Origin of the sequence: Bradyrhizobium sp. LLZ17 (assembly GCF_041200145.1) — a bacterium.
GTDB lineage: Bacteria > Pseudomonadota > Alphaproteobacteria > Rhizobiales > Xanthobacteraceae > Bradyrhizobium.
The window spans coordinates 4,001,646-4,027,184 of sequence record NZ_CP165734.1; the positions used below are offsets into that span (position 1 = coordinate 4,001,646).

Annotated in this window: 20 protein-coding genes and 1 pseudogene; 4 read left to right on the forward strand and 17 right to left on the reverse strand. The window is 63.2% G+C overall.

Annotated features, from left to right (window positions below; all coding sequences use genetic code 11):
* From AB8Z38_RS19320 to AB8Z38_RS19330, 3 genes are all read right to left on the reverse strand, one after another.
* Nucleotides 1-732, reverse strand: coding sequence for a gluconate 2-dehydrogenase subunit 3 family protein (locus tag AB8Z38_RS19320; protein WP_369719470.1), 732 nt, complete (start codon nucleotides 730-732; stop codon nucleotides 1-3).
* A gap of 272 nt (nucleotides 733-1,004) precedes the next feature.
* Nucleotides 1,005-4,004, reverse strand: coding sequence for an FAD-binding and (Fe-S)-binding domain-containing protein (locus tag AB8Z38_RS19325; protein ID WP_369719471.1), 3,000 nt, complete (start codon nucleotides 4,002-4,004; stop codon nucleotides 1,005-1,007).
* Nucleotides 4,005-4,174: 170 nt separating this feature from the next.
* Nucleotides 4,175-5,932 carry a thiamine pyrophosphate-dependent enzyme gene (locus AB8Z38_RS19330; protein ID WP_369719472.1) on the reverse strand — a complete coding sequence of 586 codons (1,758 nt, stop codon included), beginning with the start codon at nucleotides 5,930-5,932 and terminating at the stop codon, nucleotides 4,175-4,177.
* A gap of 165 nt (nucleotides 5,933-6,097) precedes the next feature.
* Here AB8Z38_RS19330 and AB8Z38_RS19335 point away from each other — a divergent pair, with 165 nt between their 5' ends.
* Nucleotides 6,098-6,541 (forward strand): PPC domain-containing DNA-binding protein, encoded by a 444-nt coding sequence (locus tag AB8Z38_RS19335; RefSeq protein WP_369719473.1) that lies wholly within the window; start codon nucleotides 6,098-6,100, stop codon nucleotides 6,539-6,541.
* Nucleotides 6,542-6,550: 9 nt separating this feature from the next.
* Complete coding sequence (locus AB8Z38_RS19340; protein ID WP_369719474.1) at nucleotides 6,551-7,591, forward strand: SDR family oxidoreductase; 1,041 nt, start codon at nucleotides 6,551-6,553, stop codon at nucleotides 7,589-7,591.
* Between the two features lie 10 nt (nucleotides 7,592-7,601).
* Here AB8Z38_RS19340 and AB8Z38_RS19345 read toward each other — a convergent pair whose 3' ends face one another.
* The 4 genes from AB8Z38_RS19345 to AB8Z38_RS19360 form a co-directional block, all read right to left on the reverse strand.
* Nucleotides 7,602-8,096, reverse strand: a complete 495-nt coding sequence (locus AB8Z38_RS19345) for a hypothetical protein (protein WP_369719475.1) — start codon at nucleotides 8,094-8,096, stop codon at nucleotides 7,602-7,604.
* Nucleotides 8,093-9,946 (reverse strand): glycoside hydrolase family 15 protein, encoded by a 1,854-nt coding sequence (locus tag AB8Z38_RS19350; RefSeq protein ID WP_369719476.1) that lies wholly within the window; start codon nucleotides 9,944-9,946, stop codon nucleotides 8,093-8,095. The genes AB8Z38_RS19345 and AB8Z38_RS19350 overlap by 4 nt, the downstream gene beginning before the upstream one ends.
* A gap of 116 nt (nucleotides 9,947-10,062) precedes the next feature.
* Complete coding sequence (locus AB8Z38_RS19355) at nucleotides 10,063-11,184, reverse strand: alpha-hydroxy acid oxidase (protein WP_369719477.1); 1,122 nt, start codon at nucleotides 11,182-11,184, stop codon at nucleotides 10,063-10,065.
* A gap of 781 nt (nucleotides 11,185-11,965) precedes the next feature.
* Nucleotides 11,966-12,727: an ArsR/SmtB family transcription factor gene (locus tag AB8Z38_RS19360; RefSeq protein WP_369719478.1), complete on the reverse strand. Its 762-nt coding sequence runs from the start codon at nucleotides 12,725-12,727 to the stop codon at nucleotides 11,966-11,968.
* 248 nt (nucleotides 12,728-12,975) lie between these two features.
* Here AB8Z38_RS19360 and AB8Z38_RS19365 point away from each other — a divergent pair.
* Nucleotides 12,976-14,383, forward strand: a pseudogene (locus tag AB8Z38_RS19365) (MFS transporter).
* Between the two features lie 231 nt (nucleotides 14,384-14,614).
* Here AB8Z38_RS19365 and AB8Z38_RS19370 read toward each other — a convergent pair.
* From AB8Z38_RS19370 to AB8Z38_RS19390, 5 genes are all read right to left on the reverse strand, one after another.
* On the reverse strand, nucleotides 14,615-16,927 hold the full coding sequence (locus tag AB8Z38_RS19370) for a TIM-barrel domain-containing protein (protein WP_369719479.1): 2,313 nt from the start codon (nucleotides 16,925-16,927) through the stop codon (nucleotides 14,615-14,617).
* 13 nt (nucleotides 16,928-16,940) lie between these two features.
* Nucleotides 16,941-18,023 carry an ABC transporter ATP-binding protein gene (locus tag AB8Z38_RS19375; protein ID WP_369719480.1) on the reverse strand — a complete coding sequence of 361 codons (1,083 nt, stop codon included), beginning with the start codon at nucleotides 18,021-18,023 and terminating at the stop codon, nucleotides 16,941-16,943.
* A 19-nt stretch (nucleotides 18,024-18,042) separates the two neighbouring features.
* Complete coding sequence (locus AB8Z38_RS19380) at nucleotides 18,043-19,098, reverse strand: carbohydrate ABC transporter permease (protein WP_369719481.1); 1,056 nt, start codon at nucleotides 19,096-19,098, stop codon at nucleotides 18,043-18,045.
* Nucleotides 19,099-19,108: 10 nt separating this feature from the next.
* Nucleotides 19,109-20,110 carry a carbohydrate ABC transporter permease gene (locus AB8Z38_RS19385; RefSeq protein ID WP_369726545.1) on the reverse strand — a complete coding sequence of 334 codons (1,002 nt, stop codon included), beginning with the start codon at nucleotides 20,108-20,110 and terminating at the stop codon, nucleotides 19,109-19,111.
* A gap of 74 nt (nucleotides 20,111-20,184) precedes the next feature.
* Nucleotides 20,185-21,477, reverse strand: coding sequence for an ABC transporter substrate-binding protein (locus tag AB8Z38_RS19390; protein ID WP_369719482.1), 1,293 nt, complete (start codon nucleotides 21,475-21,477; stop codon nucleotides 20,185-20,187).
* 233 nt (nucleotides 21,478-21,710) lie between these two features.
* On the opposite strand from AB8Z38_RS19390, the gene AB8Z38_RS19395 reads away from it, so the two are divergent.
* Nucleotides 21,711-22,694 (forward strand): LacI family DNA-binding transcriptional regulator, encoded by a 984-nt coding sequence (locus tag AB8Z38_RS19395; protein ID WP_369719483.1) that lies wholly within the window; start codon nucleotides 21,711-21,713, stop codon nucleotides 22,692-22,694.
* A 31-nt stretch (nucleotides 22,695-22,725) separates the two neighbouring features.
* Here the strand turns inward: AB8Z38_RS19395 and AB8Z38_RS19400 are convergent, their stop codons facing one another.
* The 5 genes from AB8Z38_RS19400 to AB8Z38_RS19420 all read right to left on the reverse strand — a co-directional run bounded on the left by AB8Z38_RS19400 (nucleotide 22,726) and on the right by AB8Z38_RS19420 (nucleotide 25,475).
* Nucleotides 22,726-23,721, reverse strand: a complete 996-nt coding sequence (locus tag AB8Z38_RS19400; RefSeq protein WP_369726546.1) for a cupin domain-containing protein — start codon at nucleotides 23,719-23,721, stop codon at nucleotides 22,726-22,728.
* Nucleotides 23,631-23,921 carry a hypothetical protein gene (locus AB8Z38_RS19405; protein ID WP_369719484.1) on the reverse strand — a complete coding sequence of 97 codons (291 nt, stop codon included), beginning with the start codon at nucleotides 23,919-23,921 and terminating at the stop codon, nucleotides 23,631-23,633. Before AB8Z38_RS19405 ends, AB8Z38_RS19400 begins: the two co-directional genes overlap by 91 nt.
* Before the next feature lie 91 nt (nucleotides 23,922-24,012).
* Nucleotides 24,013-24,162 (reverse strand): hypothetical protein, encoded by a 150-nt coding sequence (locus AB8Z38_RS19410; RefSeq protein WP_369719485.1) that lies wholly within the window; start codon nucleotides 24,160-24,162, stop codon nucleotides 24,013-24,015.
* Nucleotides 24,163-24,463: 301 nt separating this feature from the next.
* Nucleotides 24,464-25,255: a hypothetical protein gene (locus tag AB8Z38_RS19415; RefSeq protein WP_369726548.1), complete on the reverse strand. Its 792-nt coding sequence runs from the start codon at nucleotides 25,253-25,255 to the stop codon at nucleotides 24,464-24,466.
* A gap of 34 nt (nucleotides 25,256-25,289) precedes the next feature.
* Nucleotides 25,290-25,475, reverse strand: coding sequence for a hypothetical protein (locus AB8Z38_RS19420; protein ID WP_369726799.1), 186 nt, complete (start codon nucleotides 25,473-25,475; stop codon nucleotides 25,290-25,292).
* Nucleotides 25,476-25,539 lie beyond the last annotated feature (64 nt).

A 25,539-nucleotide genomic window follows, 5' to 3' on the forward strand; every position in this document is an offset into this window, starting at 1 on the left:
TCACGCTCTCGATTTTGGGGTCCAGTCGGCACGACCCGCAATGCTGACGGGCGGATATGGATAGCGCTCGTTGTGACGATGGACCCAGTCGCGATAGTCATAACGGATGCCAGGAAAGCCGATCATCTTCCAACCGACCATGTCGCGATTGCCGCCATGGATGGGATCGGAGAAGAAGCCTTCCGGGACATCCTTCAACAGCGCGGAGAAAAACCCTTGCGCATCGACAGTCTCGAACTTGATCTCACCGGACTCGATCTTGCGCAGCATGTCGTCCTGTTCGGACGCGCCGAGTTCGGCGAAGGACTTGCCGCCCTGGGTTGACTTGCAGTGCCCGTCAAGTGCGGCCAACGCCTTCCGATAGAGCTCGGCATGCGTCAGCTCCGATTGCGCGCCCTGCTCCTTAGTGCCTTTGCCGAACGGACCGAGTCTGTACAAACCCTGGTTAGAGCCGTACGGCCCCCTGAGCTGACGATCGATGAAGACGGCGCAGCCCGCATCCTTGCCGCCCGGCGTCTCCGGATCCGGCGGGATGATACGGTCGACGATCGCCTCCATCGCGCGGGCTTCATCGAGCGTGAAGAACTGCCATGGACCGGGGCGCACGATTTCCGGTGCCGAGTCTGGAAAAGGAGACCAGGGGATAGAGCCATGAATCACCCTCGCCCGCGTCAGCGACGTCGTGCTGACGAGCCAGCTCGCGAGCGAAATCACAAACGTCCGGCGTCGCATGGCGATGTCCATCGAACCGGTTCGGCAACGTCAACCAGGATTGCAGGTTCCTAAGACTTTCCTCGCCTTTGGTATGATGCCTGCGGAGGATCGGCCCTCCCTTCGGACCTCACTTACCGCTTTCCTTGGCCGGCTTCTCGATCAGCCGGCCTTCATGGACTTCGTGGCTGGGCGCGGTCTCGCCCGGGGACGATCGCTCCTTCGCGCTCTCTTTTGGACTTCCCGCAGTATGCTTCCCTCGAGGGGCTTCCGGCCGGCGCTTGCGGCTCTTGTCAGGTCGACGAACTCGCATATCGATCCCTTGGGGCGACCACATCGGCCAGCAACTCCGCGATATGCTGTGTCCTGCGGCCGGTGCACTGCTCGATCTGCTCGCGGCAACTGAATCCATCGGCCAGAATGATCGCATTGGAGGCTGCATCCCTGATCAGGGGCAACATGGCGCGTTCGGCCGCGGTGATGGACACGTCATATTTGTCGCGTTCGAATCCGAACGCCCCGGCCATCCCGCAACACCCGGATTTCATGACCTCGTAGTTGAGTCCGATTTGATCAAGAACGTGCTGCTCTGCCTCCGGCTCGAGGACCGCATGATGGTGGCAGTGAAACTGAACCAAGGCCGCGCCCGAGGCACGGCCGAGCTCTTGATGTGGAACGTGCCGATCGAGAAATTCGGTGAAGAACAGAGTCTGGTGCGAAAGGCGCTCGGCGTGCTCGTGACCGGGGAAGAGGCCCGGCAGTTCGTCCCGGAACGCGCTGACGCAAGCCGGCTCAAGGCCGACGATCGGCATACCTGCCTTCATGGCGGGAGCGAGCGCGACGAATGTGCGTTCCCAGAGCTTCTTGGCGCGATCGAGCATGCCCCAGTCATAGAGTGGCCGACCGCAGCACAGGATGCGGTCGGGAATCGTCACGGCGTAGCCGAGCGACTCGAGAACCTCGGTGGCGGCGATCGCGGTCTGAGGCCTGAAGTAATTGTTGAACGTGTCCGGCCACAACATGACCGGCTTGCCGCTTCCGCGCGCGCCACGCGCGCGAAACCACTGGACGAACGACTGGCGCGCGTAGGTCGGAATCCTGCGCTGCGGCGCAATCCCTCCCGCCCATTTGGCCACCGCGGAGAGTCCCGGCCATCGGAAGACCGCATTGGCGAGCCACGGCGCGGAGTTGGCAAGGCGCGACCACTCATGGATCAGGCCCATGGAGTAGGCGGCACGCGGGCGCAGGCGACCCTTGTAGTGATGCGCCCGAAACTCCGCCTTATAGGTCGCCATGTCCACCTGCACGGGGCAGTCGCTCTTGCAGCCCTTGCAACCGAGGCAGAGATCGAGCGCCTCCTCTACCTCGGTGCTGCGCCAGAGGTCGTCGATCGGTCCGCCATGCAGCATCTCGAACAGCAAGCGCGCGCGACCGCGCGTCGAATGCTTCTCCTCGTTGGTCGCCATGTAGCTCGGGCACATGACGCCCTTGTTGCTGTCGCGGCGGCGGCAGGTTCCGACGCCCACGCAGCGGCGTGTCGCCTTGGCAAAGCTGTTGGAGTCTTCCTTGAAGGAAAAATACGTCGGCAGGTCAGGCGGCTGATAATTCGGACCGATCCGCAGATTCGATGTCGGCGGGAACGGGTCGATGACCTTTCCCGGATTCATCTTGCCGGCCGGATCCCAAATCGCCTTGAACTCACGGAAGGCCTGCATCAGCTCGGGCCCGTACATCTTCTCCAAGAGGCTCGCGCGCGCCTGACCGTCGCCATGCTCGCCTGAGAGCGAGCCGCCGTAGCGGACGACGAGATCGGCAGCTTCGTCGAGGAATCGCTGCCAATTGGCGAGGCCCGACTCGGTCCGCAGATCGAACGGCACGCGGCAATGCACAAGCCCGTCGCCGAAATGGCCATAGACGGATGCCTCATAGCCGTGCTTGTGATAGAGCGCCTTGAGCTCGCGAAGATAAGGTCCGAGATTTTCCCGGCTCACCGCACTATCCTCCCATCCAGGATGGGTTTCCGGAAAGTCCGGTACGTGCGCAGTCGCCGCCAGAGCCGCCTCGCGAACCTCCCAGATCTTCGCCTGCTGCTGGGAATCAGCAACCAGCTTCGCCTCACGCCCGCGTCGCCCGAATTCCTCGGCCAGTGGCCGGGCCTTGGCCGCCACATCGTCACTGGTATCGGCACCGAATTCCGCAATCAGCCATCCGCCCCCTGCCGGAAGCACCTTGATGTCTTCGGGGTGGAGATGCTTTCGCTGGACGAACTCCACGAGCAGCCGGTCGAAGCCTTCAAGCCCGATCGGCTCATAGCGCAGCACGTCGGGCACGGCATCGGCGGCGCGATAGACATCGTCGAACCCGATGATGACGAGCGCGCGCTGCCGCGGGCTTGGCACCAGATTCAGCCTGGCGCGCAGAACGACTGCGCATGTGCCTTCGGTTCCCACGAGCGCGCGCGCAACATTGAACCCGCGCTCCGGCATGAGCTCATCCAGATTCTCGTAGCCGGATACCCGGCGCGGAATTTTGGGGTATTTCGCCAGGATGAGATCGCGATAGCGGCTGCGAAATTCGTCGAGCTGCCGGAAGATCTCCGCCCGGCGCCCGCCGGCTGCGAGATGCTGCCGGAACTCATGCTCTCCGGTACGGCCGACCTCGAGGCGGACGCCATCATAGGTGAGGATGTCCATCGAATCGACGTTGTCGGACGTCCGGCCCGCCATCACCGAGTGAACGCCGCAGGAGTTGTTGCCGATCATCCCGCCGAGCGTGTTGTGGTCATGCGTCGCTGGATCCGGTCCGAAGGTGAGGTGGTTGCGTTCGGCAGTCGAGCGCAAATTGTCCAGAATGCAGCCGGGCTCGACTTCCGCGATGCGCGAGACGGTGTCGATGGCGATCACGCGGTTGAGGTATTTCGAGCAATCGATCAGCACCGCGACGTTGCAGCCTTGGCCTGCGAGGCTCGTCCCGCCGCCGCGCATCACGATGGGCGCTTCGAACTTGCGACAAAGCTCGACGGTCCGGGCGATGGCCGCGGCCGAACGCGGGATCACCACGCCGATCGGAACCTGCCGGTAATTCGATGCATCCGTGGCGTAGAGCGCCCGGTCGCCGCTGTCGAACCGCACTTCGCCATCCACGGCGCGGGCGAGCTCGCGGCCGAGATCCTCATATTGTCCGGGAGCAGGCGGGCGGGTTTCCGCGCTGACGATCCTGCCGTCAGCCGTCCGCTCGATGCGGCGCAGCGAACCACGCGACTTGCTATGATCGACTTCGAGAGTGTGGCTCATCAGCTTCCCTCTGCCGCATGACTGTCCTCAGCTTCCCTCTGTCGCACGAATGCCATCTGCCGCATGACTGCGTGGCGGCACTGCAGGCCCGCAGGGCGCCGTCCGTTTCGCTGAGAGCGGCATCTCACGTTTGCGGGCGGCTGGCGGCCGTCGCGTGGCGCCGTGCGGCGTCAGGTAATTTCGCGGACGATGTCCGAGGCCACCGTCCAGGCGATTTTCCCGCGTGCCGGCGTTCCGCGGGCGAGCGACTCGGCGAAGTTCTTGACCTGCTTCATCGTCGCCTTCGGCGGCATTGGCGGCTCGTGCGGGTCGACGACCGCCTCAATCAGGACCGGACCGCGCGTGCTCAGCGCCTCGCGCAGCACCTCGCCGCAGCGCGCGGGATCGTCGACACTGAAAGCCTTGACGCCGAAGCCGCGCGCCACGGCGGCAAAGTCGATCGGCTGGAGGTCGCAGACATATTCCGGGTTGCCGAGGAAGACCATCTGCTCCCATTTGATCTGGCCGAGTGCGTTGTTTTTGATCACCACGATCTTCACGTCGAGATCGTATTTGACGCAAGTCGCAAGCTCGCCCATCAACATGGTGAGGCCGCCGTCACCGACAAAAGCGACGACCTGCCTGCCGGGCTGGGCGACCGCGGCGGCGATTGCATAGGGCAAGCCGCAGGCCATGGTCGCCAGATTACCCGAGCACGAGAACATCATGTTTCCGCGCATCACGAGATGACGGGCGATCCAGGTGGTGATCGTCCCGGAGTCGGTCGATACGATCGCATCGTCAGACAGGAGCCTGTTGAGCTCGTAGGCGACGACGTCGGGCTTCATGGGCTTGTCGCTCCTCGTGCCCCGCTCGGCCATCAGCTGGCTCCACTCCTTCATGCCGGATTGGGCCGTCTCCAGGAACGACCGGTCCTCCCGGTAATCCAACCGGGGCAACAGTGCCTGAAGCGCCTTCCCGGTATCGCCGACCAGACCGGCCGCAACGGGATATCGCAATCCCATTCGCATCGGGTCGAGTTCGATTTGCACCGCCTGCGCCTGGCCGGGCTTGGGGTAGAATTCGATGTAGGGAAACGAGCTGCCGGCAATCAGCAGCGTGTCGCAAGTCTCCAGCGCCTCTTGTGCCGGCTTGGTGCCGAGCAGACCGATCCCGCCTGCCGAGAACGGGCTGTCATCGGGAATGACGCCCTTGCCCAGCAGCGGTTTGATCACCGGCGCGCCAAGGCGCTCGGCGACTGCGAGCACCTGGTCGCGCGCATCGAGCGCGCCGCGGCCCGCCAGGATTGCCGTCTTCTTGCCGGCATTGAGGATTGCCGCGGCGCGGCCGACCTGGTCATCGCTCGGCGCTTGCGCGGAGCGGGCCATCAAATCCGAGACGTGATGAGGTACATTGCGCTCCGATCGCTTGCCTGCGCTCACCGGCTGAGACTGCATGTCGACGGGAACCGTGACATGCGCGACGCCGCGATAAGCGAGCGCCGTACGGCAGGCGAGTTCCACCACGTTCTCGACGTGCTGCGGCCCCATGATGCGGCTGTTGTAGACGCAAACATCCATGAACAGCTTGTCCAGTTCCACGTCCTGCTGGGTGAACGTGTGGAGCAGGTCGTGGAATTGCAATCCCGTGATGGCGAGGACCGGCTGCCCATCGAGCTTGGCGTCGTAGAGGCCGTTGAGGAGATGAATGCCGCCGGGACCAGAGGTCGCAATGCATACGCCAAGTCGTCCGGTCCACTTCGCGTAAGCGCAGGCATTAAAGGCGGCGGCCTCCTCGTGACGGACCTGAATGAACTTGATCCGATCCTGGTGCGTGCGCAACGCTTCAATGATGCCGTTGATCCCGTCCCCCGGAAGGCCAAAGACGGTGTCGACGCCCCAATCGAGCAAGGTCTCAACGAGGACGTCCGATGCAGTAGGAGAGGCCATGAGCTATTCCAGCAATTTCAAACCCCCTTGATCGCAAAACAGAGTTCGGCGAGGAGCGTTCCAATCAACCTTCGACCTAGCCTTTAACATCTTCGATGATTCAGGAACTCTTTAAAGCTGCTCGCGGTTCTCTCGCTAGTTTACTTGGCGACGGAGGACCTCCAGATGCGCCACAAGCTTCTCCATGAGACCGGCGGACAAAGAACCTATGCGGTGATCCTGGAAACGGGTGAAGAGGTCATGGATTGCCTGAAACGTTTCGTTGCCGCCGAGAAGGTGCGCGCGGCACAACTCACCGCCATCGGCGCCTTCAGCGACGCTGTCCTGCTGTATTTCAACTGGGGCAGGAAAGAGTATCAGCGGATTGCGGTGCTAGAACAGGTCGAGGTCGCCTCGCTCATCGGGGACGTGGCCGAGGAGCCCTCCGGCGAGGCCGCTCTTCACGTTCATCTGGTGCTCGGTAGGCAGGACGGTGCGGCAATGGCCGGCCATCTCGGCGAAGCGCATGTTCGGCCGACGCTTGAGGTGATTGTGACGGAAAGTCCCGCCCATCTGCGTAAGCGTAAGGATCCGCAGTCAGGCCTTGCGCTCATCCGGCTCGATGCGTGAGGCCCATCGATGGCGTTCTTGGTGTCCTCTGCATTTCGTAACCGCACGGTCGTGATCACGGGCGCATCCGCCGGCGTTGGACGGGCCGCAGCACATCGTTATGCACGGGCGGGCGCTGCAATCGGCTTGATTGCGCGCGACGAGGACGCCCTGAACGTGGTGAAGGACGAGGTCGAGCGGCTTGGCGGCCGAGCTTTTATTGCGCCGGCGGATGTTGCCGATGCGGATCAGGTTTTTGCCGCGGCGGATGCCATTGCGCGGCACCTCGGACCGATCGACGTCTGGATCAACGATGCGATGGTCACCGTATTTTCGCCGGTCTGGGATCTGACGCCGGACGAATTCCGACGCGTGACCGAGGTGACTTATCTCGGCGTGGTTCATGGCACGATGGCAGCCCTGCGCCACATGCGCCCACGTAATTGCGGCACGATCATTCAAGTCGGCTCGGCCCTGGCGTATCGCGGCATCGCATTGCAATCCGCATATTGCGGCGCGAAACATGCCATCCGCGGATTCACGAATTCCCTTCGCACAGAACTGATCCATGAAGGTTCTCGCATCAGACTGACGATCGTGGAACTGCCGGCCGTCAACACGCCGCAATTCGATTGGGCGCGGACCCACCGGGCGCACCAGCCTCGTCCGGTGCCGCCCGTCGTTCAGCCGGAGGTGATCGCGGACACGCTCTATCGCGCAGCAGTGCAGCCCGCGCGGGAATATTGGATCGGCGCGAGCACCCTGGCAGTCGTTCTCGGGAACTGGCTAGCTCCCGGGCTGTTCGATCGCTATCTCGCTCGAACGACCTTCGCCGGACAGGAAACCGATACGCCCGTGGCGCCCTATCGCAGGGACAATCTTCTGGAGCCGGTCCACGATCTGCATCGCACCCGCGGCAGCTTTGGAAGCGAGGCCAGAAATCATGCGGTCGCGGTCCGCGGCGCAGTCGCTCGCGTCGCGCCGGTCATTGCATGGGGAGCCGCACTTCTGACGCTTGGCCTGCTGGCCCGGCCGCGTCCGCGAGGAACGCTGCGTACGCGCTATCGCTGAGTATCGTTGATTACGCGCCTACCCAATGCGCAACCTGCACGAAGCCGCCGAGCGTTGCGCCATACACCATCTGGGCAATCAACGTGCTCAAGGGCGTATGATAGCCGTAGTTCATGGCAAGAAATCCGGGCGGCTCGAGCTGCCGGATCGCGCTCGCGGAGTGGTACTCCGACGCCATCCTTGGATGCACGAAGGGCAGGAGAGGAAGCGCGCAGGCCAGAAGAAACACGCCGTGCACGAGGCCCGCGAGCGCGCCGAACCACCATGTGTAGATCCGAACGCTCGAGAACAGCAGGAAATGGACGAATGCAAACAGCCAGCCGCCAATCGTGTACACAACAAAGCCGAGGATCACCGCGCGTCCGCGCCGACTCGTGAAGAACGTGCCGATCAGGAACGGAAGACTCAGACGGGAAAATCCGAGTCCGCGGCTGGCCTCCAGAATGGAGGTCATTGCCAGCGTTGCGACCAACGCCCAGAGTGACAGATCCCACGGCGCGTTCACGGGGCGGTTCTCCGTCGTGCCCGCTCGATGGCCAGCGCGGAATAGATCAAGCCGACATGAGTGAAGGCCTGAGGAAAGTTGCCGAGCGCTCTTCCGGTACCGGGTTCTATTTCTTCACCGAACAGTCCGACATCATTGGCAAAGTCGCAGAGATCATCGAAGCGGCGCACAGCTTCCGCAACAAGGCCGCGCTCGGCGAGGTGAACGATGGCAAAGAAGCTGATGAGACCAAACGCGCCCTCCCTGCCCTTCAGGCCGTCATATCCCGGACGATATCGATAGAGGAGACCGCCGCAACCGAGCTCGTCCTGAAGCCGATTGTAGGTCGCAACCATTCGTGTGTCCGATGCGACCTTGTAGCCAAAACAAACGAGCAGGAGCAGCGCAGCGTCCATCTCTCGTCCATCAAGCTCGGCTGTGTAACTGTCGAGGGCGGTGCTGAAGCCCCGGGTTTCGATGCAATCGGCGATGTCCGCGCGGGTCCGCCGAAAGCCGGCCTCTCGCGTTCCGAGATCAATGATTCCGCGCTCATGCAGCGACAGCAGCCTGTCCAATGCCACCCAACACATGGCCTTTGAGAACGTGTATGGGCGGCGGGCGCCGGGAATCTCCCAAATTCCGTTATCCGGCTCTCGCCAGCGCTTGCAGATGACGTCGCCAAAGCCAATCAGCATGCGCGCCTCCAATGGGCTGAGTTCGCAGCCGGAGGTGGCAAAGATTTGCGCTGCGGCGATCACCTGGCCGTGCACGTCGAGCTGAAGCTGTTCGATTGCGTCATTTCCGATGCGAACCGGCGCCGTGTTCATGTAGCCGGAGAGCCACTCGGCAATCTGCACACGCAAGTTCGTGCGCCCATAAACGTCATAAAGGCTGCAAAGATTCGGACGCGTCAGACGCGTCGCGTGCAACAACCAGCCCAAATAGGTCGAGGCCTCCTCGTGAAACCCGAGATCGACCAGCGAGCTCATGGTCAACCCTGCATCGCGCAGCCAGCAGTATCGATAATCCCAATTGCGCTCGCCACCGATTGCCTCCGGAACGGACGTGGTGGGTGCGGCCACGATAGAGCCGGAGAGACAGAACGTCATGAGTTTGAGCGTTATCGCGCTTCGCAACACGATATCGCGCTCGCGCCCGGGAAAGTTGCAGGTACGGCTCCAATCCTGCCACCATGCGATCGTGCGATCGCAACGCGCGTCGGCATGTGCTCCGACCGGAGCGATCGTTCCGACGTCGCATTCGACATACGAGAGGCTGAAGTGTTCCCGCTCGCCCTCCGTCGTATGCAGCTTGGCGCTCAGCATCGATCCGTGATCAGCGAGCTCGACATTGCTGTTGAGCAAGAGCAACTCGTTGGTGCTCCCGCAGCGCCATACGGCATCGGTCATCTTGCGGAAGGTGGATCGCACACGCCCATACCGAAGTCGCGGCGCGAATTCGATCTCCAGGTCGACGGAACCTGCGACGCCCTCGACGATGCGCAAGATCTCGCGCATGGGAAGGAGCGATCCGATGCTGTCCGAGATCGGGCAGAGATCAATCACTCGAGCGACGCCGCTGTCGGTCTTGAACGTTGTCTCGAGCACGGCAGTCGCCGGCAAATAGCGGCGTTCGACGGCGAAGGGAGCAGACGGCCTGATCGAGAAGTGACCTGCATTCAGGTCGAGCAGGCGAGCAAATGCGCTGGTGCTGGAGAAATTCGGCAGACACAGCCAATCAAGCGAGCCCTCCCGCGAGATCAACGCAGCGGTTCTGCAGTCGCCGATGATCGCGTAGTCTCTGATCTCCGGCTGACGAGGTCCTCTGGCGCGGGACATCTGCCGGTCCAAGTTCAGCCTCCGTGACTTCATGTCATTGGATCGGGACCAGCGCGACGCTGGTTCTGCGGCTGGGAACTCTTGCGTCAATGGGCAAGCCAGCACGAATCTGACGCGGCTGGCTTCCTTTGGTTCCCCAAGGGGCTGTGTCAGGCCACGCGCCCGGCGTGCGCCAGCAGGTGCGGACCAAGCTCCTCAATGCGGTTTGCTCCCAACAAGCCCATCGCGTCCAATGCCTCGGCCTTGATGATCGCGAGCGCGCGTGCGGCGCCTGCAGCGCCGGCCGCACATAGCCCATACAATAGAGCCCGCCCGACCCACACTGCGTCGGCGCCGAGCGCGCAAGCCTTGAGCAGGTCGGTTCCTCTCCGGACACCACCGGACATGTAAAGCGCGATCTTTTCACCAACGATCTCGCGTGCGACCGGCAGCAAATCAAGCGGCGCGACCGTCCAGTCCAACTGGCGCCCGCCATGGCTGCTCAGCACGATTCCATCCGCGCCGCTATCGAGCGCGCGCCGCACATCGTCGGGACAGAGAATGCCCTTGAGAATGAACGGCTTGTTCCAGCGCTGTCGTATCTTTGCAACCGTGTCCCAGCTCAGCGAGGTCGGTTGATGCGCTCGGACCCAGTTCGAGGCCGCGAAGAAGCTGCGCTGATCCTTCGGAACGAAGTCGATGATGTTGGCAAATTTTGGTAGTCCCAGCGACAGCGGATTTTCGGCAAACCAGAGCGGGTGCGTGAGGCTTTCGAGCGCCGCGGACGCCGAAAGCCGGGCGTTTCCGATCTGATTGCGTCGCTGCCATTCGCGATCGCCGAAGATCTGGGCATTGGTGGTCAGCACGAGGGCCTCGCACCCCGCTCGCTCCGCGCGGCGCAGAAGCTCCTGCCAGATCTCGTCCCCGCCAAAGACATAAAGCTGCCACCAATGGCGCACGCCGGGCGCGGCCCGCGCCACCTCTTCCATTGTGTCGTTCGACATCGTGCTCTGGACGAACGGAATATCCGCCTGCTGCGAAGCCTGAGCCAGCAAGCAATCACCATGCGCGTGCAGGATGCCGTTGAGGCCGGTCGGTGAAGCCACAAGCGGCATGGCGGCAGATTGGCCCAGGATGCTGGTTGCGAGCGTGCGGCCGGAAACATCGACCAGCGTCCGCGGCAGGAAACGCCAATCGGCAAAGGCGCGCCGCTCACCGAGCAGCGCGGCCTCGTCCTCCGCTCCACCTTCAAGATATTCGAGTGCAAACCGCGGCAGCCGCTTGTGAGCCATCGCTCGGAGATCGGCGATGGCAACCGCCCGTTGGGGATTGAAGCCGCTATAGTACCGCCGCGCGGGCGTACCATTGAGCTGTGCCAATTGCGTATGGCGATTGGGCTCGCGACCGCCGGGGTGGGAGCGTGTCAGCGCAGCACCAATGATAGCGCCCGCTATGCCGGCAAGAGCGCATGCAAGAAGGCGATCGCGATCTGCGGTACGGTGTTCGTCAACCCTGCCCAATGTCCGCATTGAAAACCTCGACCGTTGTTCTCGGACGGCGGGACGCTGAAGGCCGGAAATTGGGGGTACAAATCGTTGAGCACCGACTTCCATTCCGGCTGATTGCGACGACCGCTTCTACGATCTCCAAGCGACCAGCCTGAGCGGCCGCGCACCGCAGGCCGCTTTTGTCTTGATCGTGTTACCGGCGCCTGATCGATTGACGTCTGCTTCAGGCGGTCTGCACGCCGCAATGAACAACCGCGAGCGAATTGCTTTTGTTCCTGTTCGAAAATGTTTGGCGCCCCGAGTTGATCAATCGGTCGGCCGATCGATGAACCTTAGGTCCACTTTCAGATCGCCTGCCGCGGCATCCGCAACAGACGCGTTCTGTCAGCGATGCGCCGGGTTCCCCGCAAACTCTTCATGGAGCGGCAATTCGCGGAGACCGTCAAGCGCTCGCCTGTCTCCTCCAAAGATTTCGAGTCTGAGCCGGGTTCGATTCCGGTCGGCGATTGTGGAGACGAGTCCCGCATCGACCGCGCCTGCTGCCCATGGCAACTCTAGCATCTACTCACATTTGATCCGTAAGCCGCGTCCCAGCTAGGACGGATCGTGACCCAACACGCCCATCGCGACCGTCCATCGGGGGTCCGCCCTCGATGCCGAACGTTGTGGCGAGTTCTCTAACGCCGACCGGAGTTACGACGAGCGCCCGGCTATCCCTGACGTGCTCGACCCAATCGTGCTCGAGAACGTGATCAAGAATGGCGGCGCCGACTGCCCCGGCCAGATGCGGCCGGCGCTCGCTCCAGTCGAGACAGGGGCGACAGAACACCCGGCGCTTGGAGGCGAGGCGAAGATCGACGCCCAACTCATTGAAGAATGACCGGCCGGCGTCGGTGAGTTGCCCGCCATCCTCGTCGAGCAGAATAAACGACTGTTGGACCAGCCGGTCGGCGATTGCGACGGCGATGCGGCCGGCCATGTGGTCATAGCACGTGCGCGCGTGCCGGAGCGTTTCTCCACCGCGCCAGAGATTGCGCTGCCGCGCGGGGCCGTCCTGCGCCACGACCATGAGACCTTCTAGCACGCGCGCGACGTGCGGAGAGGTCAGGCGGAAATATCGCCGTCGGCCCCGCTTTGCGAGCGCGAGCAATCCCGCGTCGCTAAGTTTCGCAAGATGGCCACTCGCTGTCTGCGGCGCCACGCCAGACACATAGGCGAGCTCCGAGGCGGTCAACGTTCGGCCATCCATCAGCGCGCTCAGCATGTTGGCGCGCGCCGGGTCGCCGATGAGCGCTGCGACTTGGGCGATTTTGGGTCCGGTGTCCATGCCCGTCTCGTACGCCGATAAGGACGCAGTGCCAAGTACGAATACTTCGGTCAAGACCGTAGTGTTTCCGCGAGACTGGATCGATCACGAAACATAGGTTGCCTGGACGCCAGTAGGCCCGGTGAAGACATGCCGCGACGAGGAGAAAGATCATCCCGCGGCTCCGAATATTCGGTTGGCATCGAATGACCATCGCAAAGCGGGCTGATCTGGGCCGTCAAATTCTCACAGGCAACTGAGTGTGATCAATGCAAACCACTTCGTTCAATACAAGGCAGCCGGAACTAGCCCACTCCGACAACACATCATCCCGTTCGCCGCTCGCGACGGCGCTGGCACTTGCTGCCACGAGCCTCGGCCTCGGCGTGGTGCAGCTCGATATCACCATCGTCAATACTGCGCTGAGCAGCATTGGCACTTCGCTCGGCGGTAGCGTGGCCGAGCTGCAATGGGTGGTGACCGCCTATACGATCGCATTCGCGGCCTTCATATTGACCTCCGGCGCGCTCGGTGACCGCGTCGGCGCCAAACGGATATTCATCGCGGGCTTTGCGATCTTCACGTTGGCTTCGCTCGCCTGCGCGCTGGCGCCGTCGGCGATATTCCTGATCGCCGCACGCTCCGTGCAGGGCCTGGCAGCAGCGATCCTGGTGCCGAACTCGCTGACGCTGCTCAATCATGCCTATGCCGATCCGAAGGCGCGCGGCCGCGCGGTCGGCTTCTGGGCCGCAGGTGCGAGCGTCGCACTGACTTCGGGGCCGTTTGTCGGCGGCGCGCTGATTGCGCTGGTCGGCTGGCGCGCGATCTTTCTCGTCAACCTGCCGATTGGCGCCGCCGGCCTCTGGCTTGCCTGGCGTTATGCCGAGGAAACGCCGCGGCTCGCGCAGCGCGAGATCGATTTGCCGGGACAGATCGCGGCCGTTGCAACCCTCGGCACGCTGGCCGGCGCCCTGATCGAAGGCGGCGTGCTCGGCTGGAGCCATCCGCTCGTCATCATGGGCTTCGTGGCAGCGGCCGTGATCGGACTCCTGTTCGTATGGCGCGAGGCGCGCGCGCCACAACCGATGCTGCCACTCTCGCTGTTCCGCCACCGCATGTTTGCGCTGACCGCTCTGGTTGGACTCCTCTTCAACATCGCCTTCTACGGCCTGATCTTCGTGCTCAGTCTCTACTTCCAGAAAATCAACGGCTGGTCGCCGTTCGCAACAGGCCTCGCTTTCGTGCCCATGATGGGCATGGTGCTGCCCGCCAATCTCGTCGCCGCATCGGTCAGCGAGCGCCTCGGCGCGCCGCAAACCATTGCACTGGCTTGTGTGATCACTGCCGCGGGCTGCGTTGCGCTGCTGCCTATGGCCTCAGGCAAGCTACGCGGCGATCGGCACTCAGCTTATGATCCTCGGCGGCGGGCTCGGCTTGCTCGTGCCGTCCTTGACCTCGACGCTGCTCGGCAGTGTCGAGAAGTCGCGATCCGGCATCGCTGCGGGCGTTTTGAACGCAACGCGGCAGACCGGCAGCGTGCTTGGCATTGCCCTATTCGGCTCGCTGGTCGGAGGCAACGACGCGTTCATTGCGGGCGCCCATGCCTCGCTGCTCATTTCGGCCGCTGTGTTGCTCGCCGGTGCGGTCGCGATCTGGCTTGGCCGAGCAAAGGACTGACTCGGAATCGCGGAGGGGTGCGAACTCTGTTGGTACGTGCCCGTTGAGGCTCGTGTCTGTCGGCTGGTGTTGTAGTCGATCCTCCCTTCCTCGATGATCTGGCGGGCCTCGTTGAGATGGGCGAACAGATACTCATTGAGGTAATCGGTGCAACCGTCCCTTAAAGCTTTCGACAATGCGTGATCTGATAACGTGAGGAGGTGAGTAGTAATGTGAGTGCGTTTGCCTTCGTCACTCCGCCTTGCCGGCAAGACGCAGATTCGGCACGCCGACGCCACGGACGCGGATTGGTGGTGCCAGGTCTCGTCCGCTGACATCGAGAACGAAGCCGGCATCGTCGGGGCGGAGGCGGAGTTCGATCGCCATGCCCGCCTTGCGCCAGTCCGCCGTCTCGCCATCGTCGACATAGAGAAGGCCGAAGCCACCACGATGGGGCGCCCCGAATGCGATCGCCGTCAGCCCTTTCTCGTCTTCGATCGGAACGATCGAGCCCGCGCGTGCGAACACCGGTAGCCGGCCAAGAGGCGCCGCGACGGTGACCGTGCGGCCGCCTTCGAATGGTGTGCCGTCATGCCAGTCGTACCAGCCGTCGGGATGGACGGGCAGATAGACCTCGCGCGTTCTCGCCCCCTCTTCCAGCACGGGAGCGACGAGGAGATCGGGGCCAAGCATGAAAGCGTCCTCGACAGTTGCTGCCGTCGTATCCGAGGCGAAATCCCAGAGTAGCGGGCGCACCGCCGGCACGTCTTCCACTGCTGCGCGCCACATCTGGGTGTACAGATAGGGGATAAGGCTGTGGCGAAGATCCATGGCGGATCGGACCTGTGGAATCACACCGGGATGCATCCAGGGCGTGTTGACGATGCCGCTCGCCTTCCAGGAATTCATCACCATGCGCGGCCACAGCGCGCAGAACTCGACAAAACGACAGAGCAGTTCCGGCTCCGGCGAAGGGCCGTGAAAGCCGCCGACGTCGTGGCCGATATTATAAAGCCCCGACAGGCTCATGTTGAGGCCCTGGGTCAGGTTGTAGCGCAGCGTCTTCCAGGCGGTTTCGTTGTCGCCGCTCCAGGTCTGGCCGTAGCGGGCAATGCCGGCGCTGCCCGCGCGCGTGATCGTATAGGGCCGTTTGTCCGGCGCCTGCGCGGCCTGGGTCTCGTAGGCGAGCTTATGCATCAGCAGGGCCTGCGCGGGACGGGCGAGCCCTTGCGGAAACGGTCGCCCGTCGCCGGCGCAGACCGCATCCTCGTCCCAGATCTCAAATTCGTTGTTGTCGCTCCACACCGCGGTTACGCCAAAGGCGAGCAAGGCGTCGCAGATGCCGTTCGCCCACCATTGCCGGCCCTTCGGGTTGGTGAAGTCGACGTGGAAGCCGAGGCCGTCCCAGAACTGCGCCACCGCGGGCTCGCCGGTCTCGCCGTCGCCGACCAGAATGCCGCTCGCCTTGGCTTCGGCGAGCCGTGGATGATCGTCGAGCAGGCAGGGCTTGATGTTGGTGACCGGCTGCATGCCGGCTGCCTTCAGTCGCGCCATCGTGGCGGACGGATTCGGGAATTTGTCGCGGTTCCAGTTGAAGACGTAGCGACGGTCGCCGATGGAAGTATAGCCGGAGCCGAAGTGAAAGCTGTCGCAACGAATGCGGTGGCGTCTGCAATCTTCGATGAAGCCGGTGATACGTGCATCCGCATCCGGCGCGTCGGCGATGGTCATCGTCGTCATGGCAAAACCGAGCGTCCAGCGCGGCGCAAAAGCCTGTCCGCCGGTCAGCCAGGAAAACCGGCGCGTGACCGCGGGCACCGTGCGGCCGGCGAGCACGTAATAATCGAGGTCGCCGTCCTCGGCGCGATAGCTGCGGAATAGACCGTGGTAATTGTCGAGCGTGCAGCCGAGATCGACCGAGCCGAGGGCGAGATTGTCGTAGAAGATGCCGTGTGCGCCGCGTGCGCCATCAACGATGAAGAACGGCAGCATCTTGTAGAGCGGGTCGGACAGCTCGGCGTCGAAGCCGCAGGGATCGACGGCATCAATGGCGAAGCGCCGGCCGGTGCGATCGAGCGGACCGGCCTTGTCTCCGAGGCCGTAATGGCGTTCGTCGTCGTGCCGTTCCATCGCGTGCAGCAACGCGCCGTTGTTGCGCGACAGAAAATAAGCCTGGGTCGGGCGGTCGCGCAGGAATGGCCGGTCCTCGCCGTCGCGGTACCAGGCTATGCCGAACGGATCGAGTCGCACCCGCGCGGTGAGACCGCCGGCCGCGACAGTGACGATGCCACCGGCCTCCCACGTCGTCGGCACCGGATTTTGAAAACCTGTGACATCGTCGCGCAGCCGCCCCTCGAATGGCGGTTCAATGCGGTGGGGGGCGATCGCCCAGCCGCGATCGAGGCGATAACCCTCGGGCCGGCGCAAGGTGACGCGGCCGATGTCGCGCTCGAGAATCGCGATACGGAGTGTGGCGAGCGGGGCTGCCGCCGGTCCGGTTGCAAGATCAAACAGCGCGGCGTGGCCGTCGAGGCCGCGGAAGCGGCCGTGGGTCAGGGCTTTCATGAGGCTCAGGATTCTATGAGGGTCGCGCGATGGCCGCGCCGGTTGCGTCGAAGACGTGAAGGTGGTCGGGGGCGAACTGGATTGCGACCGCATCGCCGCGGGACAATTGCGACTGGCCATCCTGGCGCAGCGTGATCTGCGGCAGCCCGGGCGCCGAGGCATAGATGAAGGTCTCACCGCCAAGCCGTTCGACGAGATCGACCGTTGTTGCGAGCATGCCCGTCTCGGGCACGACGTCGATATGCTCGGGGCGGATGCCGAGCGTCACGCCCGCCCCGGCAGTGAGCCCGGATGCCGCGCGAGGCAGCGTGACTTCGCGGTCGCCGATGGTGACGCGGAGCATGCCGTCGTCGGAGATCACCGTTGCGGGGAGGAGGTTCATGCGAGGCGAACCGATGAAGCCGGCGACGAAGGCGTTCGCGGGTCGGTTGTAGAGTTCAAGCGGCGTGCCGATCTGCTCGATCCGGCCGGATTTGAGCACCACGATCCGGTCGGCGAGCGTCATGGCTTCGACCTGATCGTGAGTGACATAGATCATCGTGCCGCCGAGATTGGCATGCAGCGCCGCAAGCTCCTTGCGCGTCGCAACGCGTAACTCCGCGTCGAGGTTCGACAACGGCTCGTCGAACAGGAATATCTTCGGATCGCGCACGATGGCCCGGCCGATGGCGACGCGCTGGCGCTGTCCCCCGGAAAGCGCCTTGGGTTTGCGGTCGAGATAGTCCGTGAGCCGCAGCATGGCGGCGGCACGCTCAACCCGTTCTTCGATGTCGGCAGGTTTCAGCCCCATGTTCTCGAGCGCAAAGCCCATATTCTTGCGCACGCTCATGTGCGGATAAAGCGCATAGGACTGGAACACCATTGCGAGCCCCCGCTCGGAGGCCGGCAGATGGGTGACGCGCTCGCCGTCGATATGGACCTCGCCGCTGGTGACGTTTTCGAGGCCGGCGATGACACGCAGCAGCGTTGATTTTCCGCACCCGGAAGGGCCGACAAAGACGACGAATTCGCCGTCCTTCACCGCGAGATCGATGCCGTGCAGCACGTTGATGGTGCCGAACGATTTGCGTGCGCCCGTGAGCTTCAGTTCAGCCATGGTCGTTAGCTCCGATCCGTCATTTCATTCCCGTCGAGCCGATGCCCGTCGTGATGAAGCGCTGGAGGAATACAAAGACGAGCGCGACGGGAATGAGCGTCACCACCGTCATGGCGAGGAGGAAATGCCACTGGGTCTGGAGTTCGCCCTGGAACGCGTTCAGCGCGATCTGGAGGGTGTAAACCTCGGTTTTGGTCAATACCGCGAGCGGCCAGAGGAATTCGTTCCACCGCCACATGATCGAGAAAATCGCCAGAACCGCGAGCGCCGGCAGGGTCAGCGGCAGGACGATGCGCCAATAGATCTGCCACTCGGACGCCTTGTCCATCCGCGCAGCTTCGATCAGATCCTTCGGCAAGGTCAGCATGTATTGCCGGAGCAGGAAGACGCCCGTCGGCGTCGCCGCACCCGGCAGGATCACCGCCCAAAGCGAGTTGGCGAGGCCGAGCTCGGTCACGACCAGATAGACCGGCACGAGAATGATGGTCATCGGGATCATCAACGTCCCGATCACCGCGAGGGTCGCCGCCTGCTTGCCGGGGAATTGGTAGACGGCAAGCCCATAGGCCGCCATGGAATTGATCAGCAGCGTGATCAGCGTGGCGACCACCGTCACGAACACCGAGTTGGACAGGAAACGCATGAAGGCGAAGCGCTGCAGCGGTTCACTGTAATTCTCGGTCGCGAGCGCGATGCGGCGCACCGGTTCGCGCTTGTCGATCGCGACGCGGAATTGCTGCGACGGATCGGCGGGGTCGACCATCTGGCCGATCAGCCCAATGCGCCGAACCTGCGCCAGTTCGCGGACCGTGCCGTCGGGAAGCGTGGCGCGGAACAGCGGCAGCTTTTGCGACTGACCGGGCACCGCGACTTCGACCTGTGCGAACGGCAGCAGTGACGGCGGAAATTCCAGCAATGCACTCTGGGTCTTGAACGACGACAGGACGAGCCACAGCACGGGGCCGAACATGAGGACGACGCCGAGCGCGAGATAGACGTAGGCCGCGATGTCGGTCCAATGCAGCGGTCGCCCTTGCCCGTTGCGACGCTGACGAAGCATATTTGAAAGGCGCATGGTTGCCATCTCAGACCTCTTTGCGTCGCGCGGCGGCGAATTGCAGTAGCGTCAGGGCGAAAAGGACGACGCCGAGCACGACGGAGGCCGCGGCGGCGAGGCCGAAATTCTGCACCTGGTTGGAGAAGCCGGTCTCGTAGATGTACTGCACCACCATCAGCGTCGCGGTGCCGGGACCGCCGCCGGTCAGCACGAACACCTCGTCGAACGTCTGCGCGCCCTTGATCAACGCCAACACGATCACGACGATCATGTTCGGCCACAGCAGCGGCAGGGTGATGCGCAGCAGCACGCGCCAGCGCGGCGTCGCGTCCATTTCGGCCGCCTCGTAGAGATCGGCCGGGATCGCCTGCAGGCCAGCGAGCAGGATCAGGGTGTAGAAACCCATATGCGCCCACACCGAGACGAACACCGCCCAGAACATCGCCCAGCCGGGATCGACGAAGAACAGGATCTTCTGGCCGCCGAGCGTGGTTATCGCGGCATTGAGGAGCCCGTCGCGCTGCAGGATCCATTTCCAGATCAGCGCGACCACCACCGGTGACAGCAGCACGGGAAAGAAATAGACCGCGCGGAAAAAGCCACGTCCACGGATCTTCATGTTGAGGATAAGCGCGGTGAGGAGCGAAAACAGCACCATCGCCGTCACCTGAAACACGATGAACTTCGCGGTGTTGGCGACGCCGCGCCAGAAATGGTCCTCGCGGCAGCTCGCCGGATCGATATAGGAGCCGCAGTCGAACAGATAAGCGAACTGTTCGCTCCCGACGTAGGGGCGTTGCGATGGAAACAGCGCCGTGCCGCCGGTCACCGAGAACACGACGTTGATGCCGATCGGCAGGAACACGAACAGGCCGAAGAAAACGAAGTTGGGCAGCAGGAACACATACGCCATGCGCCGCGCGCCGACCATGCGCTGCAGCCAGCGCATCGGCGCATCGAGCAGTCGCAACGCCGCACCGGCCGGCAGGACCGCCGCGCCGCCCAGCCGTGCCAGCGCGCTCGCTGCCATGCAGTGCACCGGTCGAGAAATGGATGGAATGTCGGACATCGCGCTGGTCCTCCGGCCCGGTGACCGAGTGATCGTCACTTCTTGTTGCGCTCGGCGATCTGCTGCGCGACGTCGGCGGGGATGCGCTTGTAGGCATCCTCGAGCGTCGTCTCGCCGGAGACCGCCTGCCCAAGACGGCTGATGACGGCGTTGAGGATGATCCGGCTGTCGCTATAGCCCTGGATGCGGTAGGCGATCGGAGAAATCTGGGCAGCGCTTGCGGTGAAGACCTTCAGCGCGGCGGCCGCATCCGGGCTCGCTGTCGGATAGTCGATGCCTTTCTTCGCGAGCCCAAGGTGTCCGGGCACGAACAGCGAGCGCGAATAGAACTCCGCCAACACCGGTTCGCTCGCGAGATATTCCATGACCCGCGCAACTTCCCTGGGATGCTGGGTCGTCTTGAAAGCGACAAGACCGGCGCCGCCCGGCATGCTGCTGCAGCCGCCCGGGCCGCAGGGATTGGGCACCACCACCCAGTCGAAGGCGTTGTCGATGGTCTTGGCGAACTGAGCGGTCTGCCAGGATCCGGACAGATACATGACGACCTGCGCGTTCCTGAATTCGTCGTTGGCGCCGCGATAGGCCGTGCCGGAGACCGAGCCCCACAGCTCTTTCGACATCACGCCGGACTTGTGCCAGTCGTAAACGAGCTGCGCCGCGCGTTTGAGGCCGTTGTCGATGACTTGCGGCTCGCCATTCGCGCCGAACCCCTGCGTGCCTTGCGATAACGCGAGCGCGTAGAAGCGGTGGCCCGAGCGGTCGAGCGCCAGCGGGAACGGCACCTGGACCTTGTCCGCGACCTGCTTCGCCGCCTTGGCCCAGTCCTCCCAGGTCGACTTCTCGCCCGGCATCGCGACGCCGGCCTGCTCGAACAGGGTCTTGTTGACGAAGGGACCCGTGACGGTGAGCTGGGTCATGAAGCCGGGAATTGCCTGCGTATCGCCCGCCGGACGCATCCATTCGAGGAAGGGGCCGAAGTTGGTTTCCCAGTAGGCGGGATCCTTGAGGAAGGGGCGCAGATCAAGCGCGAAGCGCGACAGACCGCCCATATCGACGATACGCGCCATATCGGGGCCTTGGCCGGAGGCCAGCTGTACCGGCAAGGTCTCGTTGACCGCCTTGTAGGGCACCTGATCGAGGACGATTTCGATGTCCTTGTTCTGCTCATGGAATCGCTTGAGCAGGTCGGCCATGACCTCGCCCTCGTTTCCGTCCGAGTACCAGGTCATGCGCAGCGTCGTGGTCTCTGCCGCGGCCGGCCCGCCGAACACGGTGACGGCCAGCAGGGACAGCGCACAAGACGCGATAAGGGGCGTAACGACACGCATGGTCAGTCTCCTCGCGGCTCGCGCAAGCCCGGTCGGGCTGTGCGAGATAGGCGCTGGGTCCGTTCTCGGCCGGATTCTCAGCGCGGACGTTTCCTTCAAAAAACAGCTTTGGCAAACGTTTGCCAAGTTGTCAATCTGATTCCAAACTGTCCCGCGACCGTCCCGGAGAAACTCGACAGCGACCGCTTCGGATGACTATGACAAGACGACCGAATCAGCCCGAACGGAATCCGATGCGGGAACACGTCTCACTTGCCACGGTCGCGGCCCGCGCCGGCGTTTCGGTGTCGACCGTCTCGCGGATCGTCAACGGCGAGATGCGCCGCGCCTCCCCGGCCACGGTGGCGCGGGTGCTCGACGCGATCGAGGCCGTCGGCTACCGGCCAAATCCAGTGGGACGGGCACTCCAGCGTGGCCAAAGCCAGCTTGTGGCGATGATCGCGGCCAACCTCGACAATCCGGCCATGGCGACCATTGCAGGCTCCACTGAGGCTGCGCTGCGCGAGGCCGGCTACGTGATGATCCTGTGCGATACGCACGACCGCCCCGAACTTCAGGACGAATATCTCTACGCGATGCGGGCCCAGATGGTGTGCGGCTATATCCTCGTTGCGGCGGTGCCAAGCCCGGGGTTGAGCGAGTTGTCCGCGTCCGGCGCCCCGACGGTGTTCGTGAGCCGCCGCAATCCGACCGGCAACGGCCTGTTCGTCGGAATCGACGATTGCGCAGCAGGTGCTGCTGCGGCCGACTATTTCGCTAATCTTGGGCGGCGAACGCCCGCTGTTGTTTTTCCGCGGCTGGGCTCGTCCGCATCGCGGGATCGCCTGTCAGGCTTCCTGGCCAGACTGCGGGAGCGTGGTTGGTCCGACGAGGGGATCATCCAGGCGGAGGGGGAAGGTCGATCGCATCTCCAGGTCGGCTATGATGCCGGCACCCGCATTTTCGGCGGCAGCCACACGCCAGACGCCATTCTCTGTTTGAGCGACCAAATCGCCTATGGCGTGAACCGGAGCGCGCTCGAACGCGGCCTGAAAATCCCTGGCGATTGCGATGTGGTCAGCATCGACGGCACGCCGCTGAACCAGTGGGTCGCCCCCTGGCTGAAGTCGATCGAAATTCCATACGCCGTCTACGGGGCGGAAATCGTCGCGGGCCTTCAATCGATCTGGCGAGGCGAACCTTTTGGCGAACGCCTGCTTCCGTACAAGTTCGGCTGAAACAGGCAACTGTTCACGCGGCCTGCGGAAATCAGGCGGGGGTGACCGGCGGGACAATCACCAGCCGCTTCCTGTTGAAATTGGCAACATCCTTTTCCGCAAGGCCAAAATTGTTGGCGAGCAGATGGCGCGGCGCCTTCGACAGCCAATCCGACAGAGAGCTTTCGTGATAGGTGCCGCTGTCAAGCACGCCGACGACTTCAGCATCCTCCGGGCCGACGTTTTGAATCGAGTGTCCGCAATTGCGGGGGATGTAGGCACACTCGCCCGGCGCAAGCTCGGCCACAGCGACGCGCTTGTCGGGCGCGAACAGCGTGACCCGCGTTCGTCCCTTCAGCACATAATGCCATTCATTGGCATCGGTGTGCCAATGCGGTTCGTGCATCGCACCGCGCTTCAGTTTTAGAACCATTCCCGTCAACGTCGTCGACATCGGAAATTCCCTGGAAGACGCCACATAGAGTGCGCCTCCCGGCGTGCTCACTCTCGGCTTCTGAGCCATCATGGCGTGGCGATGGGTGCGCGAGTGATCCAATTCGCGCGCCGAACGCGCCTGCGGACCATCGAGCGCCAGCACCTCGCCCTGCATGATGTAGGTCTCTGCCTTGGGAATTTGTGCGAAAGCCTCGTCCGCAACGGCGAATGCTTGCGAAAGGGCCCTTGTGTCGTAACGGCTCATCCAGTCGCTGATGCCGAACGTGCCATGTTCCGAATACAGGCCATCGTCGAACGCGAGGATGGCGTGACAGGGCGTCGGCCCGAGCGTCTGGATGGCGTGGCCGTGGCCCTTGGGGAAGTACCAGAGATCGCCCGGCCCGAGATTGACGACCTCGGCGACACCCTCCGGGTCAACCACGGTAACCTGGCAATGACCATCGACGACATAGGCCCACTCGGCTGAATTGTGCCAATGCATCTCGCGGGCACCGCCCGCATTCATGAACAGATGCGCTCCGGCGATATCGGTGGCGATGGGCAGTCCACGTGTGGTGACTTCCCGTGCCCACCCTCCGGATGTTGCCTTGATCGGCCCCTTGTCGAGCGAGGCGTAAACACCACGGGATCGCCGGACTTGCGCGGAATCGTCTTCAGGTATTCCGAGGCGGCGGAGACCTCGTATCCGGCTGCATGGCCGTCAGGTCCGGCGGCAAGGGATTGCGAGGCGGCGAAGGTGCCGGCACCGATGGCGATGGACTGAAGGACGATCCGGCGATTTGCTTCAAACATGGCACGCGCTCCGATCTTCGTTGTGATTCGAAAGCCTGGAATCCGGCGCTGCGCCCAAATTGCCAATCAGATTGGTCGCGCCTCGATCATCTCAGAGCCATACACCTTGCACACCGGTGCTCGCTGCGATCAGCAACACCAATAATCCGATGCCGCCGAATAGCGCCACTGCACGCAGCTCATCGCTGAGAAGCTTCGCGGGCTCCTCGATGTCGGCGGCAATTCTGATGAAGGTGGGCATGGTATCCTCGCATTGCTGTCGTCTTCTCAAGCGGCCGTGAACGGCGAAATTAGTTTCGACAGTAGCAGGCTCGGCTATTTCGTTGTGTGAGCTCATTCATAGAGCGCACTAGAATAGTCCGTGACGACGGCGGACGTCTCCACCAATTGGCGTCAATAGTTGAGGCGACAATTTTGACGGTGATCGTCTTCAATTCTCGGGCGTGTGGAATCGATTGTTCGTCGGTTCACTCGCGGCCCCGCAGCTGCAGGCTTTCCGCGCATTCGCAGAATCACGCTCCGACAGATAGCGGCCCGAATCATCAAGTCGACGAAAGCCAATGCAGGTGTTTTGCGCGTCGGGCGGACGCCCCGGAAACCAACTCCAGTCTATTTGGGCGGCGGATTGTCGGCTGGCTTCTCCGCCGGCGCGAGCCTGGTCGCAGGCGCTGGCTTTGCTGCCGGCCTGGCTCCATTTTCGTGAGCTTGCTTGGCCCCCTTTGTCGGTGGGTGCTGTTGCGCAACGGGAGGCGTGTCGGGCGCCGCGGGCCGCTCTGCCCGATCGACACCGAGATGCCGAACAAGCGCCACTGGCCGTTCACCGGCGCGAACGCCAAGTCGAAATTGACCTGGCTCGGGACCGAGGGAAAGAATCCAGCCATATGCATCAGGCCGTTGGCTTCGATCTGCGGCAGCAGATTGAGCTGCGGATCAATCACGGCGACACCGGAGAGATCGAGGTTGTCGTTGCGCAGCTTGGCAAAGATTTCGCCGAGCCGGGCTGCGGTGTTGGATTGAAAGCCGGGGGCGCCGATATCGCGCAGCACGGTGTAATTACCGGTCTTGTTGGCGTGGTCGAGTGCGAGCAGCGAGGAGCGGACCAGCATCAGCACGCCGTTGCGGTCGATCTGCGCGGGTTTTGGCCCGGGCGGAGGCGTTTCCGCGTGACCGGCAGCAGCCGCGGTCAGCGCGACCGCAAACATCAAAGCCCGCCAGTCAAATTGCCTGCCATTCACCACGTTGCCGTACCACGCAATCGCCGTTCCAGCCCCTTCGCCGAAGCCACCGTGCGCGAAGCCAGACGGCGACGCCATCGAATACGAAACCGTCCGCATCATCGGCTTGCTTTTTGTCACAACAGACCCGCCGTCAGAACTCGCCGCCGATCCCGACATAAGCGGTGTGCTGGATACCGCCGCCGTTGCCGTACCCGCCGACAACGCTGAGCGGCATGGCGGTGTTGAGACGATGGGCAAATCCAAATCCAAATCCGGCCTCACTCTGAAATGTCGAGCCGCGAACCTGCCACGTCGTCTTGCCCGGTGCCGAAGGCATCGGAGCGCTCGCGGTCGCAACCGCGGCGGCAATGCCGCGCCGCGCTTCGGTGCGGTTCTCGCCG